Genomic DNA, 17556 nt, shown 5'->3' with positions numbered 1-17556 from the left:
CCGGCGCTCCCGCACCGGTTCTAGCACCCGCGTCCGCCGCGGTTCAGCGCGGGACGAGCCCCCGGCGCGAGGACTTCCGGGCGTACATGTCCATGTCGGCGCTGTGCAGCAGCGCGCCGAACTCCTCGCCGTCCGCCGGATAGACGGCCACCCCGACGCTCGCGCTGATGCGGACCTCGCGGCCCGCGGCCTCCATCTCGACCCCGACGGCCGCGGACAGGTCGTCGGCCACGCGTCGCGCCTCGGTCGCGGCGCTCTCGGGGGCCAGGCCCGGGAGCGCGACGAGGAACTCGTCGCCGCCGAGCCGGGACAGCAGGTCACCGCGGCGCAGCCGGGTGCGCAGCGTCCGCGCGACCGCCTGGAGCAGCTCGTCCCCGGCGGCGTGGCCGAGCTCGTCGTTGACCGCCTTGAAGCCGTTCAGGTCGACGAAGAGCAGCGCGACGGTGTCCGAGCCGCTGCGCGCGTCCCACAGCGCCGTCTCCATCTGCTCCTCGAGTCGCCGCCGGTTGGGCAGCCCGGTGAGCGGGTCGGTGTAGGCCAGCTCCTCGATGCGGGTGAGGAAGGCCCGGTTGCGGTCGCGCTCCTGCAGCAGCGCCCGCTCGGCCAGCACGCGTGCGGTGACGTCGTGCTGCACCCCGATGTACTGCACCAGGACGCCGTCGGAGTCGAAGACCGGGGCGAGGTGGATCTCGTTCCACCACGGCTCCCTGTCGGTGCCCCGGAGGTTCAGCACCGTCTCCCGGCACTCCTCGCCCCGGTCGATGGCCGCTCGGATGCGGGCGACCGCGGCCGGATCGGTGTCCGGCGACTGCAGGAACCGGCAGTTGCGGCCCAGGACGTCGTCGCGGGAGAGCCCGGCGAGGGTCTCGAACGCGTCGTTGACGTAGATGAGCGGCTGGTCGGGCAGCCGCATGTCGGCGATGGTGACGCCGCTGGTCGTGGCGGCCAGCGCGCTGCGCAGCAGGGTGTCGCCGTCCGGCCCGATGTGCAGCCGGTCCGGAGCCGCGCTCGGGGCGGTGGAGGTGTGGGCCGGGCGCTGCGGCGCGGCCGGCAGGGCGGCGCCGGTCCGGGGGACGACGCGGGTCAGCAGGGCGTGCGCGGCCCGGATGACCGTGGCCCGGTCGTAGGTCAGGGCGTACTCGAAGCTGCGCTCCAGGTCCGGGCCGTCGTCCCCGAGGTCACGGGCCAGCAGCGCGGCGCTGAAGTGCGGGCTGAGGACGACGACGTCCCACTCGCCCCGCACCGGGTCGGACGGGTCCAGCGCGGCACCGCGCACCCCGGGCAGGGGCTCGACCGGCAGGTCCTCGCCCAGGGCGCAGACGAAGCCGGTGCGCTCGACGAGGTCGCGGTAGCGCTGGATGGTCGAGGGCGTGAAGTGACGCGCCTCCTGGAAGGTGGACGCGACGACGCAGGTCTCACCCAGGCGCATCGCCTCCCGCTCGAGCTGCTTGCTCAGCTCGATGAGCAGCGACTTGACCGAACGGCGCAGCGGGACGCCGGCCGGCAGGCAGCCGAACGGCGAGGTGTCGACGGCGGCGGCCGCCGGTGCGGGGGCCAGCACGAGCTCGCCGGCCGGGAGACCGGGGGCGGCCCCGGGACCGGGGCGGCCGAACAGCCACCCCTGGCCCAGCGTGGCGCCCAGCGCCCGGGCCGTGGCCAGGTGCTCCTCGTTCTCGATGCCCTCGGCCAGCACGAGGGCGCCGGTCCGCTCGGCGTGCGCGTTGACGGCGTTCATGATCTCCGCGACCGCCGGTCCGGGCCGGTCCTGCACCAGACGCAGGTCCAGCTTGATCACGTCGGGGGACAGCAGCGGCAGGAAGGCCAGCGACATGGAGTCCGCGCCGACGTCGTCGACGGCCACGCCCCAGCCCAGGCTGCGGACGCGCTCGACGGTGCGCAGCAGCTCCGCCGGCCGGGCCGCCAGCGCGCGCTCGGTGATCTCCAGGACCACCCGGAGGTTTCGCGGTGCGCCCTCGGCGATCGCGAGCAGGTCGTCGAGCGGGGCGCTGTCGAGCACCTCCGGCTCGACGTTGACGAAGACGGTGAGCGGGGCCAGCAGCCCCTGCTCCACCGCGCCGCGGAACGCCGCCGCGCGGCAGAGCTCGTCGAGCTCGGCCAGCCGGCCGGCGGCCCGCGCCGCGGCGAACAGCTGGTCGGGCCGCTCGAGCGGGCCCTCGGGTCCGCGGGCGAGCGCCTCGTAGGCGACGACGCGGCCGGTGTCGAGCTCCACGATGGGCTGGAAGACGCTGTGCACGCCGCCGGGGGCCAACGCCGCCTCGAGCGCGCTGCCGGGGTGCTCAGGGAAGAGGTCCACGTCCGGCCATCGGCTGCCGAGCCCCGGCAGGTGAGCCGATGCGGCCGGTCTCACCCCGACGGGGCACGGATCGCGTCCCGAGGCCCACATCGGCGATGTGGCGCCCATGGGCGTCCAAGGGCGCCCGCATCGCCGATCTGGGCGGGACGCGGCGGCGCGCGAACCGAACCCAGGCGCGGCCGGGGGCGGACGGCGGGCAGAATGGCGTCCCGTGTCTGGCGCCAACGATCCCTACGACCCCAAGCAGGTCGCCGCCCTCTCCCCGGAGGCCCTCGACGAGGCCGTCGACGCGGCCCGGACGGCGTTCGCCGGGGCGGCGGATCTCGAGGGGCTCGCCGCCGTGCGGCCGGCCCACCTGGGCGACCGCGCGCCGGTGCTGCTGGCCCGCCGCGAGCTCGGCGCGCTGCCGCCGGCCGCCCGCAGCGACGCCGGCAAGCGGGTGAACGCCGCACGCGTCGCCGTCACCGAGGCCTACGCCGCGCGCCTGGCCGAGCTCGAGGCCGAGCGGGACGCCCGGGTGCTGGCCGAGGAGCGGGTCGACGTCACGCTGCCCTGGGACCGCACGCCCCGCGGCGCCCGGCACCCGCTCACGACGCTCACCGACCGGATCGCCGACATCTTCGTGGGCATGGGCTACGAGGTCGCCGACGGGCCCGAGCTCGAGGCGGAGTGGCTGAACTTCGACGCGCTCAACATCGGCCGCGACCACCCGGCCCGCACGATGATGGACACCTTCTTCGTGGCGCCGGAGGACTCCGGCCTGGTGCTGCGCACGCACACCAGCCCGGTGCAGGCGCGCACGATGCTGTCGCGCACGCCGCCGATCTACGTCGTCGCCCCGGGCCGGGTGTACCGGACCGACGAGCTCGACGCGACGCACACCCCGGTCTTCCACCAGGTCGAGGGCCTGGCGATCGACCGCGGCCTGACCATGGCCCACCTGCGCGGCACGCTGGACCACCTGGCCCGCTCGCTGTTCGGCGCCGACGCCATCACCCGCTGGCGGCCCTCGTACTTCCCGTTCACCGAGCCCTCGGCGGAGTTCGACGTGTGGTTCCCGGAGCACCGCGACGGCCCGCGCTGGGTGGAGTGGGGGGGCTGCGGGATGGTCAACCCGCGGGTGCTCGTCGCCTGCGGCATCGACCCCGAGGAGTACTCGGGCTTCGCGTTCGGGATGGGCATCGAGCGCGCCCTGCAGTTCCGCTCCGGCGTCGGCGACATGCGCGACATCGTCGAGGGCGACGTCCGCTTCACACGACCGTTCGGAGTCGAGCAGTGAGAGTGCCCATCGGCTGGCTGGCCGAGTACGTCGACATCCCCGCCGGGACGTCGGTCGAGGACCTCGACACCGCCTTCGTGCGGCTGGGCCTCGAGGTCGAGGAGATCCACCGCCCCGAGCAGGTCACCGGCCCGCTCGTCGTCGGCAAGGTCACGGAGATCGAGGAGCTGACCGAGTTCAAGAAGCCGATCCGCTTCTGCTCGGTCGACGTGGGTGAGGACGCCCCCAGGGGCATCGTCTGCGGCGCCCGCAACTTCGCCGTCGGCGACACCGTCGTCGTCGCGCTGCCCGGCGCGGTGCTGCCCGGCGGCTTCGAGATCGCCTCCCGCAAGACCTACGACCGGATCTCCGACGGGATGATCTGCTCGGTCCGCGAGCTCGGCCTCGGCGAGGACCACGCCGGCATCCTCGTGCTGGGCGGCGAGGGCGCCGACGTCCCGCCGCCGGGGACGCCGGCCGGCCCGGTCACCGGCCTGGACGACGTCGTCATCGAGCTGGCCGTGACCCCCGACCGCGGCTATTGCCTGGCCATGCGCGGCATCGCCCGCGAGATGGGCACCGGCCTGGCCGCGCCGTGGCGCGACCCGGCGACGGCGACCCCGCCGGCCTGGTCCGGCAGCCCCGCCTGGTCGGTGGCCGTCGAGGACCCCGAGCGCTGCGACCGGTTCTCCATGCTGGCCCTCGACGGGCTCGACCCGACCGCGCCCAGCCCGTGGTGGCTGCGTCGCCGGCTCACCCAGGCCGGGATCCGCAGCATCTCGCTGGCCGTCGACGTCACCAACTACGTGATGCTCGAGCTCGGCCAGCCGATGCACGCCTTCGACCGCGACAAGGTCAGCGGCCCGATCACCGTCCGGCTGGCCCGCGAGGGCGAGAAGCTGACCACCCTGGACGGCACGACGCGCACCCTCGCCGCGGGCGACGACCTGCTGATCACCGATGACACGGGCCCGATCGGCCTGGCCGCGGTCATGGGTGGGGCGACCACCGAGATCGGGAACGGAGGGGACAGAGCCACCACGTCGATCTTGTTGGAGGCGGCGCACTGGGAGCCCACCGGTGTCGCCCGGACGGCCCGCCGCCACCGGCTGCCCAGCGAGGCGGCCAAGCGCTTCGAGCGCGGCGTCGACCCGGAGCTGACCGTGGTCGCCCTGGCCCGCGCCGCCGACCTGCTGTGCGAGTACGGCGGGGCGACCGTCGTCGGCGGCGTCGTCGACCTCGACACCCGCGGCCCCCGGCCGCAGATCCCGCTCGACGCCGGCCGCCCGGCGCGCGTCGCCGGGGTGCCCTACACGCCGATGCAGGTCGTCGAGCTCCTGACCGCCGTCGGCTGCTCCGTCGACGGCGACGGCACCGACCTGCTGGTCACGCCCCCGTCCTGGCGGCCCGACCTCACCGATCCGGCGGACCTGATCGAGGAGGTCGTCCGGCTCGCCGGCTACGACGACATCCCGTCGGTCCTGCCGACGGCGCCGCCCGGCCGTGGCCTGACCGACGTGCAGCGCCGCCGCCGCGCGATCGGTCGCGCGCTGGCCGAGACCGGCTACGTCGAGGCACCGTCCTACCCGTTCGTCGGGACGCCGGCGCTGGACGCCCTCGGCCTGGCCGAGGACGACGAGCGGCGGCAGGTCGTGCTCGTGCGCAACCCGCTCTCGGAGGAGGAGCCGGCGCTGCGGACGACGCTGCTGCCCGGCCTGCTCGCCACGCTGGCGCGCAACCTCTCCCGCGGCCAGCGCGACCTGGCGCTGTTCGAGCACGGCGCGGTGTTCCCCGGTGGGGTGCGCGCGCCGGCCCCGCTGCCGGGCGTGGAGGGCCGTCCGGACGACGAGACGCTCGCCGCGCTGCTGGGCGCGGTACCGGCCCAGCCGTGGCACGTCGCCGTCGCGCTGGCCGGCTCCCGCGAGCCGCGCGGCTGGTGGGGCGCCGGCCGTCCCGCGACGTGGGCCGACGCCGTCGAGGCCGCCCGCCGGGTCGCCGCCGCCTCCGGGGTCGAGCTGACCGTCCGGGCGGGGGAGCGGGCGCCGTGGCACCCGGGCCGCTGCGCCGAGCTGCTCGTCGGCGACGTCGTCGTGGGGTACGCCGGTGAGCTGCACCCGCGGGTGTGCGCCGCACTGGAGCTGCCCGCCCGCACCTCGGTGATGGAGCTCGACGTCGACGCGCTGCCCGCGGCCACGGTCGCCGTCGGCCCCCCGATCTCCGCCTTCCCGCCGGTGCTGCAGGACCTCGCCCTGGTGGTGCGGGACGAGATCCCGTCCGCCGCGGTGGCCGAGGCGCTGCGCGAGGGCGCCGGGGAGCTGCTGGAGTCGCTGCGGCTCTTCGACGTGTACACCGGTGCACCGGTCCCGGCCGGCTCCCGGTCGCTGGCGTTCGCGCTGACGCTGCGTGCACCGGACCGCACGCTGACCGGCGAGGAGGCGGCCGCCGTCCGCGACGCCGCCGTCGCCGCTGCCGCCGCCGCGACCGGAGCGGAGCTCCGTGCCTGAGCTGTCCGGGGTCGCGCTGGTCACCGGGGCGTCGTCCGGCATCGGGCGGCACCTGGTCGAAGGCCTGGCCGCCCGCGGCATGGCCGTGGCCGGGCTGGCCCGCACGGAGGACCGGCTCCGGACGGCGATGGACGAGGTCGCCGCGGCCACCGGCGGGCGCACCCTGGCCGTGGCCGCCGACGTCACCGACCGCGCGTCGGTGGAGGAGGCGGTCGGCGTCGTGCGCGAGGAGCTCGGCCCGATCGCGCTGCTGGTCAACAACGCCGGCCTGATCGACGAGTTCGAGGTGCCGGTGTGGGAGGCCGACCCCGACCAGTGGTGGGACGTCGTCTCCAGCCACGTGCGGGGCGCGCTGCTGACCGTGCGCACCGTCGTGCCGTGGATGGTGCTGCGCAACAGCGGGCGGGTCGTCAACATCGCCAGCGGCATGGGCACGCGGGGCGCGCCCGACTACTCGGCCTATTCGGTCGCCAAGACCGGGTTGATGCGGCTGACCGAGTCGCTGGCGTCGGCGCTCGAGGGCTCCGACGTGCGCGCGTTCGACGTCGCCCCCGGCGTCGTCGACACCCCGATGACCCGCTCCATGCACATGTGGGAGCGGTTCACGGACTGGACGCCGCCCGAGAAGGTCGTCGAGCTGATCGCCGCGATCGCCGCCGGAGAGCTGGACCAGTGGTCGGGCCGCTTCGTGCGGGCCGGCAAGGACGACCTCGACGTCCTGCGCGCCACCACCCCCGAGGACGCCGCCCGCATGCTCCGCCTGCAGCCCTACGGCGACTCCGACCCGCTGGGCTGAGGCAGCCCCGCCGTCAGAAGACCGTGGCCAGCGCCAGCGGGGCGATGTCGACAGCCACCGGGGTGTCCGCGTCCAGCTCGATCAGCTCGCCGTCCAGCTGCAGCGGCATCGGCGCCAGCGTGGTGAAGCCGTAGTGCGTCGCGCTGGGCTGGGGCCCGAGACCGCGGGTCGCCGCCCGGACCGCCGTGGCGAGGACCCGCAACTTCCCGGTCTGCCGCTGGGTGATGACCTCGAACCGGCCGTCGTCCGGCGCGCCGCCGTCGCTCAGTCGCGCGTGCTTGGCCATCTCGTCGATGTTGGCGAACACCAGGCTGTCGATCCGGCGCCGGCGGCCGTCCTCCAGCCGGATGGGGAAGGGGCGGAAGCGGGAGAACCCGCGGACCACGGACGCGATCTCGCGCCAGGAGCCCTTGCCGCCCTTCTCCAGGTCGACGGCGACGACCGGCGTGAGACCGACGCCGATGTAGGAGTGCGCGTACCGGACCTCCGCGGCCTCGCCCGTCGCGACGGTGAGCCGCAGCAGGTCCAGCCGCCGGACGTCGCCCGCGACGATGGCGTCGGCCAGCGGTCGCTGCCGGGTGACCCGCCGGTGGTCGTTGGCGTTGCCGGCCGCCCGCACCGCGCAGGCGGCGGAGTCGTTGCCGGCGTCCATCAACCCGTTGACGACCTCGTTGTAGCCGCCGTCGCCGCTCACCGACACGACGAGCGGGGCCCCTGTCCGCGCGGCCTCCCGGGCCAGGTCGCGAGCGTGCCCGGCGTGCTGGGTGGGCGCGAGCTCCAGCGGCAGGTCCGGCAGGCGAGCCGCGAGCTCGTCACGCAGCTCGGTGGCGGACTCCTGCGCGTTGCCGGTGCTCTGCGGGTTGAAGATGATGACGATCCGGTCGAACGCGGTCACCGCCGGTCTCTGCCCAGGTGGCGCGGCGGTAACCCGGATGAGCGGTCATGCATTGCCGTGTATGGTCATGCATCGTGAGTACAGGGCAGACGTGGACGGTCGGGGTCACCGGCGCCACCGGGTACGCAGGGGGAGAGGTGTGCCGCCTGCTGGCCGCGCACCCGTTCCTCTCGCTGGCCGGGGTGCATGCCAACTCGAGCGCCGGCCGACGCCTGGGTGAGCTGCAACCGCACCTGCTGCCCTACGCCGATCTGGTCGTGCAGCCCAGCGACGCCGCCAGCCTCGCCGGCTACGACGTCGTCGTCCTCGCGCTGCCGCACGGGGAGTCCGCGGCCATCGCCGCCCAGCTGCCCGAGGACACCGTGGTCATCGACTGCGGCGCCGACCACCGGCTGACGGATCCGGCGGCGTGGGCCCGGTGGTACGGGAACGAGCACGCCGGTTCCTGGCCCTACGGCCTGCCCGAGCTGCCCGGCCAGCGGGAGAAGCTGGCCGGCGCCCGGCGGATCGCGGTCCCCGGCTGCTACCCGACCTCGGTCACCCTCGCCCTGGCCCCGGCCCTCGCCGCCGGCCTGATCGAGCCCGAGGTGGTGGTCGTGGCCGCCAGCGGGACCAGCGGCGCGGGCAAGTCCGCCAAGCCGCACCTGCTCGGCTCCGAGGTGATGGGCTCGGTCAGCGCCTACGGCGTCGGCGGCGTGCACCGGCACACGCCGGAGATGATCCAGAACCTGTCGCAGGCGGCGGGTATCCCTGTGTCGGTGAGCTTCACGCCGACGCTGGTGCCGATGAGCCGGGGCATCCTCGCCACCTGCTCGGCCAAGCTGGCACCCGGCGCCGATGCCGGCAGCGCCCGCGCCGCCTACGAGAAGGCCTACGCCGACGAGCCGTTCGTCCACCTGCTCCCCGAGGGCCAGTGGCCCACGACGTCCCAGGTGCTGGGCGCCAACACCGTGGCGCTGCAGATCGCCGTGGACCAGGCGGCTGGGCGATTGATCGTGGTCGCCGCCGTCGACAACCTCACCAAGGGCACGGGGGGAGCGGCGCTGCAGTGCGCCAACCTCGCCCTCGGCCTCCCGGAGACCACCGGTCTCCCCCTCGTAGGAGTCGCGCCATGACCGTCACCGCCCCCAGGGGCTTCAGCGCCGCCGGCGTCGCCGCCGGGCTGAAGTCCAGCGGCGACCCCGACGTCGCGCTGGTGCTCAACACCGGCCCCGACGACGTCGCCGCCGCCGTCTTCACCACCAACCGCTTCCCGGCCGCGCCGGTGCAGTGGAGCCGCCAGGTGCTGGCCGGTCAGCGCTGCCGGGCCGTCGTCCTCAACTCCGGCGGGGCCAACGCCTGCACCGGCCCCGAGGGCTTCGCCGACACCCACACCACCGCCGAGCACGTGGCCGAGGAGCTCGGCCTCGGCGCGATCGACGTCGCGGTCGCCAGCACCGGGCTGATCGGCATGCGGTTGCCCATGGACAAGCTGACCGCCGGCGTCACCGAGGCCGCGCAGGCGCTCTCCGCCGACGGCGGGGCCGACGCGGCACGGGCGATCATGACCACCGACAGCGTGCCCAAGACGACCGTCCAGCAGCGGGACGGCTGGAGCATCGGCGGCATGGCCAAGGGTGCCGGGATGCTGGCGCCGAGCCTGGCCACGATGCTCGTCGTCCTCACCACGGACGCCGTCGTGCCGGCCGAGGTCCTGCAGCCGGCGCTGAAGACGGCGACGAGGCTGAGCGTCGAGCGGGTCGACTCCGACGGCTGCCTGTCCACCAACGACACGGTGATCGTGCTGGCAAACGGCGCGAGCGGGGTCACCCCGACGGCGGCGGAGTTCACCGAGGCGCTGGTCGCGGCGGCCACCGACCTGGCGATGCAGCTGCTCGCCGACGCCGAGGGGTCGACCAAGGACATCGCGATCACGGTCCGCAACGCGGCGTCCGTCGACGACGCGCTGACCGCCGGCCGGGCCTGCGCGCGCAACAACCTGCTCAAGACGGCGCTGTTCGGCAACGACCCCAACTGGGGCCGGGTGCTCGCCGCGATCGGCACCACCGATGCCGCGTTCGAGGCCGATCAGGTCGACGTGACGATCAACGGCGTCACGGTCTGCCGGGGTGGCTCGATCGGGGACCCGCGCGAGGGCGTCGACCTCACCGGCCGGGCGATCACCATCGACGTCGACCTGAAGGCCGGGGGCGAGGAGGCGACGATCTGGACCAACGACCTGTCGATCGCCTACGTCCACGAGAACTCGGCGTACTCGACGTGAGTACCGAGCCGGAGCCGCACGTGACCACGGTCCACGACGACGCGGCCCAGGACCCGACCCCGCCGGACATCGCGCCGGACCAGATGACGCCGCCGCGCCGCATCGGCACGCACCGGGTCATGCGGACCCACGACCCCGAGGGCGACGCCCGCCGGATCGCCGTCCTCACCGGCGCGCTGCCGTGGCTCAAGGAGTTCCACGGCAACGTCGTCGTGATCAAGTACGGCGGCCACGCGATGGTCGACGACGAGTGCCGGCGCGCCTTCGCCGACGACATGGTGTTCCTGCGGACCTGCGGGATCCTGCCGGTCGTCGTCCACGGGGGCGGCCCGCAGATCACCGAGATGCTGGGCCGGCTGGGCATCGAGAGCGAGTTCCGCGGCGGCCTGCGGGTCACCACCGAGCAGACGATCGGCGTCGTCCGCATGGTGCTCACCGGTCAGGTCACCCCCGAGGTGGTCGGGCTGATCAACCAGCACGGCCCGCTGGCCGTCGGCCTGTCCGGCGAGGACGGCGGACTGTTCACCGCCGAGCGCACGCAGGCCGTCGTCGACGGCGAGCCGGTCGACATCGGCCTGGTCGGCGACGTCGTCGAGGTCGACCCCGCACCGGTGAGGGCGCTGCTGGAGGCCGGGCACATCCCGGTCATCGCCACCGTCGCCCCCGACCGGCACGGCGTCGTGCACAACGTCAACGCCGACACCGCCGCCGCGGCGGTCGCCGTCGCGCTGGACGCGGTGAAGCTCGTCGTCCTCACCGACGTCGAGGGGCTCTACGCCGACTGGCCGGACCGCGACTCGCTGGTGCAGCAGATCGACGTCACCGAACTGGCCGAGATCCTGCCCGACCTGGACGCCGGGATGGCGCCGAAGATGGCCGCCTGCCTGCGGGCGGTCCAGGGCGGGGTGAAGCGGGCGACCGTCGTCGACGGGCGCACGCCGCACGCCCTGCTGCTGGAGATGTTCACGACCGAGGGCACCGGGACGATGGTCGTCCCTGCCCTGCCCACACCGATGCCGAAGGAGGGCACAGCACCATGACGCACACGGAGGAGCTGGCCCGCCGCTGGTCGGCGGTGATGATGGGCAACTACCGGACCCCGCCGGTCGCGCTCGACTCCGGTTCCGGCGCGACCGTCCGCGACGTCGACGGGGTCGAGTACGTCGACCTGCTCGGCGGCATCGCGACGACGATCCTCGGTCACGCCCACGCCAAGGTGGTCGAGGCGATCACCACCCAGGCCGCGAAGCTCGGGCACGTCTCCAACCTGGCGATGCACGAGCCCGGCGTCGCCCTGGCCGAGCGGCTGCTCGAGCTGGTGGGCCGCCCCGGCCGGGTGTTCTTCTGCAACTCCGGCGCCGAGGCCAACGAGGCCGCGTTCAAGGTCAGCCGGCTGACCGGCCGGGCCCAGGTCATCACCGCCGAGGGCGCCTTCCACGGCCGGACCATGGGCGCGCTGGCGCTGACCGGCCAGCCGTCGAAGGCCGCGGCGTTCGCACCGCTGCCCGGGGGTGTCGAGTACGTGCCCTACGGCGACACGGACGCGCTGAGCGCGGCCGTCGGCGAGCGGACCGCGATGGTGCTGCTCGAGCCGATGCTCGGCGAGGGCGGCGTGCTGCCCGCGCCCGCCGGCTACCTGGCGGCCGCGGCCGCTGCCGCGGCCCAGGCCGGTGCGCTGTTCGCCCTGGACGAGGTGCAGACCGGTGTCGGACGCACCGGCTCCTGGTTCATGCACCAGGCCGACGGCCTCCGGCCCGACGTGATCACGCTGGCCAAGGCGCTCGGCGGTGGGTTGCCGATCGGCGCGATGCTCGCCTTCGGCGACGCCGCCGACCTGATGACCGCCGGATCGCACGGCTCGACCTTCGGGGGCAACCCGATCGCCGCGGCCGCCGCGCTCGCGGTGCTCGACACCATCCGCGACGAGGGCCTGCTCGAGCGCGCCAAGGAGATCGAGCACCGGTTCACCGCCGGCATCGAGGGCCTGGGCCACGCCGGCATCAGCGGCGTGCGGGGGAGAGGCGCCCTGCTGGGCGTCGTCCTCACAGCTGACGTCGCCGCCGCCCTGGAATCGCAGCTGCGCACCGCCGGCTTCCTCACCAACGCCGTGGCGCCGGGCGTGCTGCGGCTGGCTCCGCCGCTGGTGCTCACCGACGCGCAGATCGACTCCTTCGTCGCCGCGCTCCCCGCCGCTCTCGACGCCGCACTCCAGGAGACCGACCAGTGACCGAGCTCGCGAGGTCACGCATGGGCACAGCACCCTCGGGAACGAGTTCGACGAGCGTCAGCGAGGAGGACTCGTGACCCGCCACTTCCTCCGGGACGACGACCTCATCCCGGCCGAGCAGGCCGAGGTACTGGCGCTGGCCGCCTCGCTCAAGGCCACCCGGCACACCGCCGAGGCGCCCGTTCCGCTGCGCGCCGCCAACGGCGTGCCGCGGGCGGTGGCGGTGCTGTTCGACAAGCCCTCCACCCGCACCCGGGTCTCGTTCTCGGTCGGCGTCGCCGAGCTCGGCGGGTACCCGCTCGTCATCGACGCCACGACCAGCCAGCTCGGCCGCGGCGAGCCGGTCGCCGACACCGCCCGGGTGCTCGACCGGCAGGTCGCCGCGATCGTGTGGCGGACCTTCGGCCAGGAGCGCATCGAGGAGATGGCCGCGGCCAGCCGGGTACCGGTGGTCAACGCGCTCACCGACGAGTTCCACCCCTGCCAGATACTGGCGGACCTGCAGACGGTCATCGAGCGCAAGGGCTCGCTGGCCGGGCGGTCCATGACCTACCTCGGCGACGGCGCCAACAACATGGCGCACTCCTACCTGCTCGGCGGCGCGACCGCCGGCATGCACGTGCGGATCGGCTCGCCCGAGGCGTTCCAGCCCGACCCGGACGTGCTGAAGCGGGCGGGTGAGATCGCGGCGGAGACGGGCGGCTCGGTCGCCTGGACCGCGGATGCCGCGGCCGCCGCCGACGGCGCCGACGTCCTGGTCACCGACACCTGGGTCTCGATGGGCCAGGAGGGCGAGTACGACGCCCGCATCGCACCGTTCCTGCCCTACGCCGTGGACGACGCTGCCCTGGGCCGCGCCGCCGACGACGCCGTCGTCCTGCACTGCCTGCCGGCCTACCGCGGCAAGGAGATCGCGGCCGACGTGATCGACGGCCCGCAGAGCGCCGTCTGGGACGAGGCCGAGAACCGGCTGCACGCCCAGAAGGCGGTCCTCATCTGGCTGCTGGAGCGAAACGCATGAGCCGACGATGACGGCCGCCCCCAGCCGGAGCGCGCGTCAGGCGCGCATCCGGCAGCTCATCGAGGCGGAGTCCGTCACCTCGCAGACCCACCTCGCCGCGCTGCTGGCCGGCTCCGGCATCGAGGTCACCCAGGCCACGTTGTCGCGGGACCTGGAGGAGCTGGGAGCGGTCAAGATGCGGGGCTCCGACGGCGCCCCGGCCTCCTACGTGCTGCCGCCGGAGAACGCTCCGCTGCGCCCGGCGCAGACGGCGCCGGCCCGGCTGACCCGGCTGCTGGCCGACCTGCTCACCGGCGCGGAGGGCAGCGCCAACCTCGCCGTGCTCCGGACGCCGCCGGGAGCCGCGCAGTTCCTCGCCTCGGCGCTGGACAAGGTCGGCCTCCCCGACGTCCTGGGCACCATCGCCGGGGACGACACTCTGCTGGTCGTCTCGCGCGCCCCCGACGGCGGGGCGGCGCTGGCCGACCGGCTGCGCGCGCTCGCCGAGCGCACGCCGGCCGTGTACCCCGAACTGCAGAACGACCTGGAAGAGGACGCCGGCACGTGAGCGAGAATTCCCCTGGATCGCAGACCCGGCTCTGGGGCGGCCGCTTCGGCGGCGGCCCGTCGCCGGCGATGGCGGCGCTGAGCAAGTCGACCCACTTCGACTGGGCGCTGGCGCCCTTCGACCTGGCCGGCTCGCGCGCCCACGCCCGGGTGCTGCACCGCGCAGGGCTGCTCGCCGACGCCGAGCTCGAGCAGATGCTCGGCGCCCTCCGTGAGCTCTCCGACGAGGTGGAGGCCGGCACGTTCACGGCCATCGAGAGCGACGAGGACGTGCACGAGGCCCTCGAGCGCGGTCTCACCGAGAAGCTCGGGGCCCTGGGCGGCAAGCTCCGCGCCGGCCGCAGCCGCAACGACCAGATCGCCACCGATCTGCGGCTCTACCTGCGGCACCACGTGCGGGCGCTGGCCGGCGAGCTCTCCGCGCTGGAGTACGCCATCGTCGGCCTGGCCGAGCGGTACGCCGACATCGCCGCGCCCGGCATGACGCACCTGCAGCACGCCCAGCCGGTGCTCTTCGCCCACCAGCTGCTCGCGCACGCGCACTCGTTCGCCCGCGACGTCGACCGGCTGCGCGACTGGGACAAGCGCACCGCGGTGAGCCCGTACGGCTCCGGTGCGCTCGCCGGGTCCTCGCTGCCGCTGGACCCCGACGCCGTCGCCGCCGAGCTGGGCTTCGACCGGGCCACCGACAACTCGATCGACGGCGTCAGCGACCGCGACTTCGCCGCCGAGTTCTGCTTCGTCGCGGCGCTGATCGGCGTGCACCTCTCCCGGCTGGGGGAGGAGGTCGTGCTCTGGACCTCGACCGAGTTCGGCTGGGCGCGGCTCGACGACGCCTGGGCCACGGGGTCGTCGATCATGCCGCAGAAGAAGAACCCCGACATCGCCGAGCTGGCCCGGGGCAAGTCCGGCCGGTTCGTCGGCAACCTGACCGGGCTGCTCACCATGCTCAAGGGCCTGCCCTTGGCGTACGACCGCGACCTGCAGGAGGACAAGGAGCCGGTCTTCGACTCGCTCTCCCAGCTGCTGCTCCTGCTGCCCGCCGTCACCGGCATGATGGCCACGCTGACGCTGCGCCCCGAGGTGCTCGAGGCCGCGGCGCCGCAGGGCTTCGCGCTGGCCACCGACGTCGCCGAGTGGCTGGTCCGCCAGGGAGTGCCGTTCCGTTCCGCCCACGAGATCAGCGGCGAGATGGTCGCCTTCTGCGAGCAGGCCGGGCTCGAGCTCGACGAACTGGACGACGCCCAGCTCGCCGGCATCGACGAGCGACTCACCCCGGACGTGCGCACGGTGCTGTCCGTGCGCGGCGCGCTGGCAGCCCGCAAGGCCCGCGGCGGAACGGCGCCCGAGCGGGTCGCCGAGCAGCTCACCTCGCTGGCCGAGTCCGCCCGGCAGCACGCCGAGTGGGCGTCGTCCTCACCGGTGGCGGCCGCGCTCTGACCGCTGCGCCGCCCCCGAGGCCCGACCCCTCCGAGCCCGAGCCGGGTGCCCTCCTGCGCGAGGAGGACCTGCTCGGGCCGGTCGACGTCGTGGCGCCGGCGCTGCTCGGCTGCTGGGTGGTCACCGACCGCCCGGAGGGGCGGGTGGCGGTCCGGCTGACCGAGGTCGAGGCCTACTCCGGCGAGGGGGAGGACCCGGCGTCGCACGCCCATCGCGGCCCGACCCCGCGCGCGGCGATCATGTTCGGTCCACCCGGCCGGCTGTACGTGTACTTCAGCTACGGCGTGCACTGGTGCGCCAACGTCGTCGTCGGGCCGGAGGGCCGGGGCTCGGCGGTGCTGCTGCGCGCCGGTGAGGTCCAGGTGGGGGAGGGGCTGGCCCGCGGCCGACGCCCCGCCGCCCGGGTGGCGCGGGACCTGGCCCGTGGACCGGCCCGGCTCACCCAGGCGCTGGCGATCGGCCCCGACGACAGGGGTGCGGACCTGCTGGGCCCGTCGTCGTCCGTGCGGTTGCACCGGGGAGCTCCGCCGGCGGCCGTGTCGGCCGGACCGCGGGTCGGCATCAGCCGGGCCCAGGAGCTGCCGTGGCGGTTCTGGCAGACCGATGCCCCCTCCGTGAGCGTCTTCCGGGTGGGTGGGAAGCCCCGCCGCACCGCCACCGGGCAGGATGGACTCCCGTGACCGGAGCACCTGTGAACGACGTCATCGACGAGCTGCACCGCCGCGGGCTGATCGCCCTGAGCACCGACGAGGCCGCGTTGCGCGCCCACCTCGCCGAGGGGCCGGTCACCTACTACGCCGGGTTCGACCCGACGGCGCAGAGCCTGCACGTCGGCCACCTCGTGCAGTTCATGGTCCTCCGGGCGCTGCAGCGGGCCGGTCACCGCCCCGTCGTGCTGGTGGGGGGTGCGACCGGCCTGATCGGGGACCCCCGCATGACGGCGGAGCGGCAGCTCAACGACCGGGACGTGGTCGCCGGCTGGGTGCAGCACATCCGCGAGCAGGTCGCTCCCTTCCTCGACCTCCCGGCCGAGCGGGACGGTCTCGCCGCTCCGGTCTACGTCAACAACCTGGACTGGACGCAGCAGCTCTCGGCGATCGACTTCCTCCGTGACATCGGCAAGCACTTCCGGGTCAGCCAGATGCTGGCCAAGGAGGCGGTGTCGGCGCGGCTCAACTCGGAGGCCGGCATCAGCTACACCGAGTTCAGCTACCAGATCGTGCAGGCGAACGACTACCGCGAGCTGCACCAGCGGCACGGGGTGACGCTGCAGACCGGGGGCTCGGACCAGTGGGGCAACATCACGGCCGGCATCGACCTGGTGCGGCGGGCGTCGGGTGCGAAGACGCACGCGCTGTCGACCCCGCTGGTGACGAAGTCCGACGGGCAGAAGTTCGGGAAGTCCGAGGGCGGCGCGGTGTGGCTGGACCCCGCCCTCACCTCTCCGTACGCCTTCTTCCAGTTCTGGCTGAACGCCGACGACGCCGACGCGCGCACGTGGCTGCCGCTGTACTCGGAGCGACCGGCCGAGGAGGTCCAGGCGCTGATCGACGAGAGCGTGGAGCGGCCGGCGGCCCGGGCGGCGCAGCGGGCGCTGGCCGAGGAGCTGACCCTGCTGGTGCACGGCCCGGAGCAGCTCCGCCAGGCCGAGGCGGCGGGACGGGCGCTCTTCGGTCGGGACGACCTGGCCTCCCTGGACGCCGGCACGCTGGCCGCCGCACTGACCGAGGCAGGCGCCGTCACGGTGGACGGCGAGCTGCCGTCCGTCGCCGTGCTGCTCCAGCGTTCGGGGCTGGTGGCCAGCCTGTCCGAGGCCCGGCGCACCGTGAAGGAGGGCGGGGCCTACCTGAACAACGAGCGCGTCACCGACGCCGACGCCGTACCGGGCGCCGACGCCTGGCTGCCCGGGGGCTGGCTCGTCCTGCGGCGCGGCAAGCGGGCGGTCGCGGGCGTGCACCGGGGCGCCTGACCAGGCACTCCGCGCCGGGTGAACGCCGGATGTGCCGCATGTGACCGTCCGGTGTCGGGCGTCACTCCGGGGCGGTTTGACACCGCCTGCCGAGGCACGTAACTTTCTCTCTGCGCCGCGCGGACCTGAGGGTCTGCCGGGCCGGGACCTGCCTCTGGCGGTTCACGGAAACCGGCGTAGTGTTGGACATCCAGCCAGGGACGAAGCCCGGAAGGGTCGAGTGTCTGTGCGTCCGCTCTTTGAGAACTCAACAGCGTGCCGAAAGTCAGTGCCAAGTAATACCCCGTGTCGTGGGTCTTCGGATCTGCGGCTGGGATTCCTTT

General features: G+C 74.4%; 14 protein-coding genes. 12 read left to right on the top strand and 2 right to left on the bottom strand.

The window, feature by feature from the left end; all coding sequences use genetic code 11:
* Positions 1–43: 43 nt before the first annotated feature.
* Complete coding sequence (locus tag CRP29_RS15775; protein ID WP_245852875.1) at positions 44–2314, bottom strand: EAL domain-containing protein; 2271 nt, start codon at positions 2312–2314, stop codon at positions 44–46.
* Between the two features lie 211 nt (positions 2315–2525).
* On the opposite strand from CRP29_RS15775, the gene pheS reads away from it, so the two are divergent.
* Genes pheS through CRP29_RS15760 form a run of 3 tightly spaced genes read left to right on the top strand, consistent with a single transcriptional unit; the run spans position 2526 to position 6872 of the window.
* Positions 2526–3593 (top strand): phenylalanine--tRNA ligase subunit alpha, encoded by a 1068-nt coding sequence (gene pheS, locus CRP29_RS15770; RefSeq protein ID WP_097196046.1) that lies wholly within the window; start codon positions 2526–2528, stop codon positions 3591–3593.
* A complete protein-coding gene (gene pheT, locus CRP29_RS15765) occupies positions 3590–6076 on the top strand; it encodes a phenylalanine--tRNA ligase subunit beta (protein ID WP_097196045.1) in 2487 nt (828 codons plus the stop codon). The genes pheS and pheT overlap by 4 nt, the downstream gene beginning before the upstream one ends.
* Positions 6069–6872 (top strand): SDR family NAD(P)-dependent oxidoreductase, encoded by an 804-nt coding sequence (locus tag CRP29_RS15760; protein ID WP_097196044.1) that lies wholly within the window; start codon positions 6069–6071, stop codon positions 6870–6872. Before pheT ends, CRP29_RS15760 begins: the two co-directional genes overlap by 8 nt.
* 13 nt (positions 6873–6885) lie before the next feature.
* On the opposite strand, the gene CRP29_RS15755 is transcribed toward CRP29_RS15760, so the two are convergent.
* Positions 6886–7767 carry a diacylglycerol/lipid kinase family protein gene (locus CRP29_RS15755; RefSeq protein ID WP_097196043.1) on the bottom strand — a complete coding sequence of 294 codons (882 nt, stop codon included), beginning with the start codon at positions 7765–7767 and terminating at the stop codon, positions 6886–6888.
* 74 nt (positions 7768–7841) lie between these two features.
* Here CRP29_RS15755 and argC point away from each other — a divergent pair, with 74 nt between their 5' ends.
* The 9 genes from argC to tyrS all read left to right on the top strand — a co-directional run bounded on the left by argC (position 7842) and on the right by tyrS (position 17233).
* Positions 7842–8882: an N-acetyl-gamma-glutamyl-phosphate reductase gene (gene argC / locus CRP29_RS15750; protein ID WP_217991625.1), complete on the top strand. Its 1041-nt coding sequence runs from the start codon at positions 7842–7844 to the stop codon at positions 8880–8882.
* Complete coding sequence (gene argJ / locus CRP29_RS15745; RefSeq protein WP_097196041.1) at positions 8879–10030, top strand: bifunctional glutamate N-acetyltransferase/amino-acid acetyltransferase ArgJ; 1152 nt, start codon at positions 8879–8881, stop codon at positions 10028–10030. Before argC ends, argJ begins: the two co-directional genes overlap by 4 nt.
* A 20-nt stretch (positions 10031–10050) precedes the next feature.
* On the top strand, positions 10051–11070 hold the full coding sequence (gene argB / locus CRP29_RS15740; RefSeq protein WP_245852874.1) for an acetylglutamate kinase: 1020 nt from the start codon (positions 10051–10053) through the stop codon (positions 11068–11070).
* Positions 11067–12257 carry an acetylornithine transaminase gene (locus CRP29_RS15735; protein ID WP_097196040.1) on the top strand — a complete coding sequence of 397 codons (1191 nt, stop codon included), beginning with the start codon at positions 11067–11069 and terminating at the stop codon, positions 12255–12257. The genes argB and CRP29_RS15735 overlap by 4 nt, the downstream gene beginning before the upstream one ends.
* A gap of 73 nt (positions 12258–12330) precedes the next feature.
* Positions 12331–13278 (top strand): ornithine carbamoyltransferase, encoded by a 948-nt coding sequence (gene argF / locus CRP29_RS15730; protein ID WP_097196039.1) that lies wholly within the window; start codon positions 12331–12333, stop codon positions 13276–13278.
* Positions 13279–13285: 7 nt separating this feature from the next.
* Entirely contained in the window at positions 13286–13825 is a 540-nt protein-coding gene (locus CRP29_RS15725) for an arginine repressor (protein WP_097196038.1), read from the top strand.
* Positions 13822–15264, top strand: coding sequence for an argininosuccinate lyase (argH, locus tag CRP29_RS15720; RefSeq protein ID WP_097196037.1), 1443 nt, complete (start codon positions 13822–13824; stop codon positions 15262–15264). Before CRP29_RS15725 ends, argH begins: the two co-directional genes overlap by 4 nt.
* Complete coding sequence (locus CRP29_RS15715; RefSeq protein ID WP_245852871.1) at positions 15228–15944, top strand: DNA-3-methyladenine glycosylase; 717 nt, start codon at positions 15228–15230, stop codon at positions 15942–15944. The genes argH and CRP29_RS15715 overlap by 37 nt, the downstream gene beginning before the upstream one ends.
* Positions 15941–17233 carry a tyrosine--tRNA ligase gene (gene tyrS, locus CRP29_RS15710; RefSeq protein WP_425427097.1) on the top strand — a complete coding sequence of 431 codons (1293 nt, stop codon included), beginning with the start codon at positions 15941–15943 and terminating at the stop codon, positions 17231–17233. Before CRP29_RS15715 ends, tyrS begins: the two co-directional genes overlap by 4 nt.
* Positions 17234–17556: the final 323 nt, after the last annotated feature.

The sequence above is a fragment of the Blastococcus aggregatus genome (assembly GCF_900221005.1).
GTDB classification, from domain to species: domain Bacteria; phylum Actinomycetota; class Actinomycetes; order Mycobacteriales; family Geodermatophilaceae; genus Blastococcus; species Blastococcus aggregatus.
The sequence above is the reverse complement of the archived record's forward strand: the minus strand, read 5'-3'. Positions and strand labels throughout refer to the sequence as shown.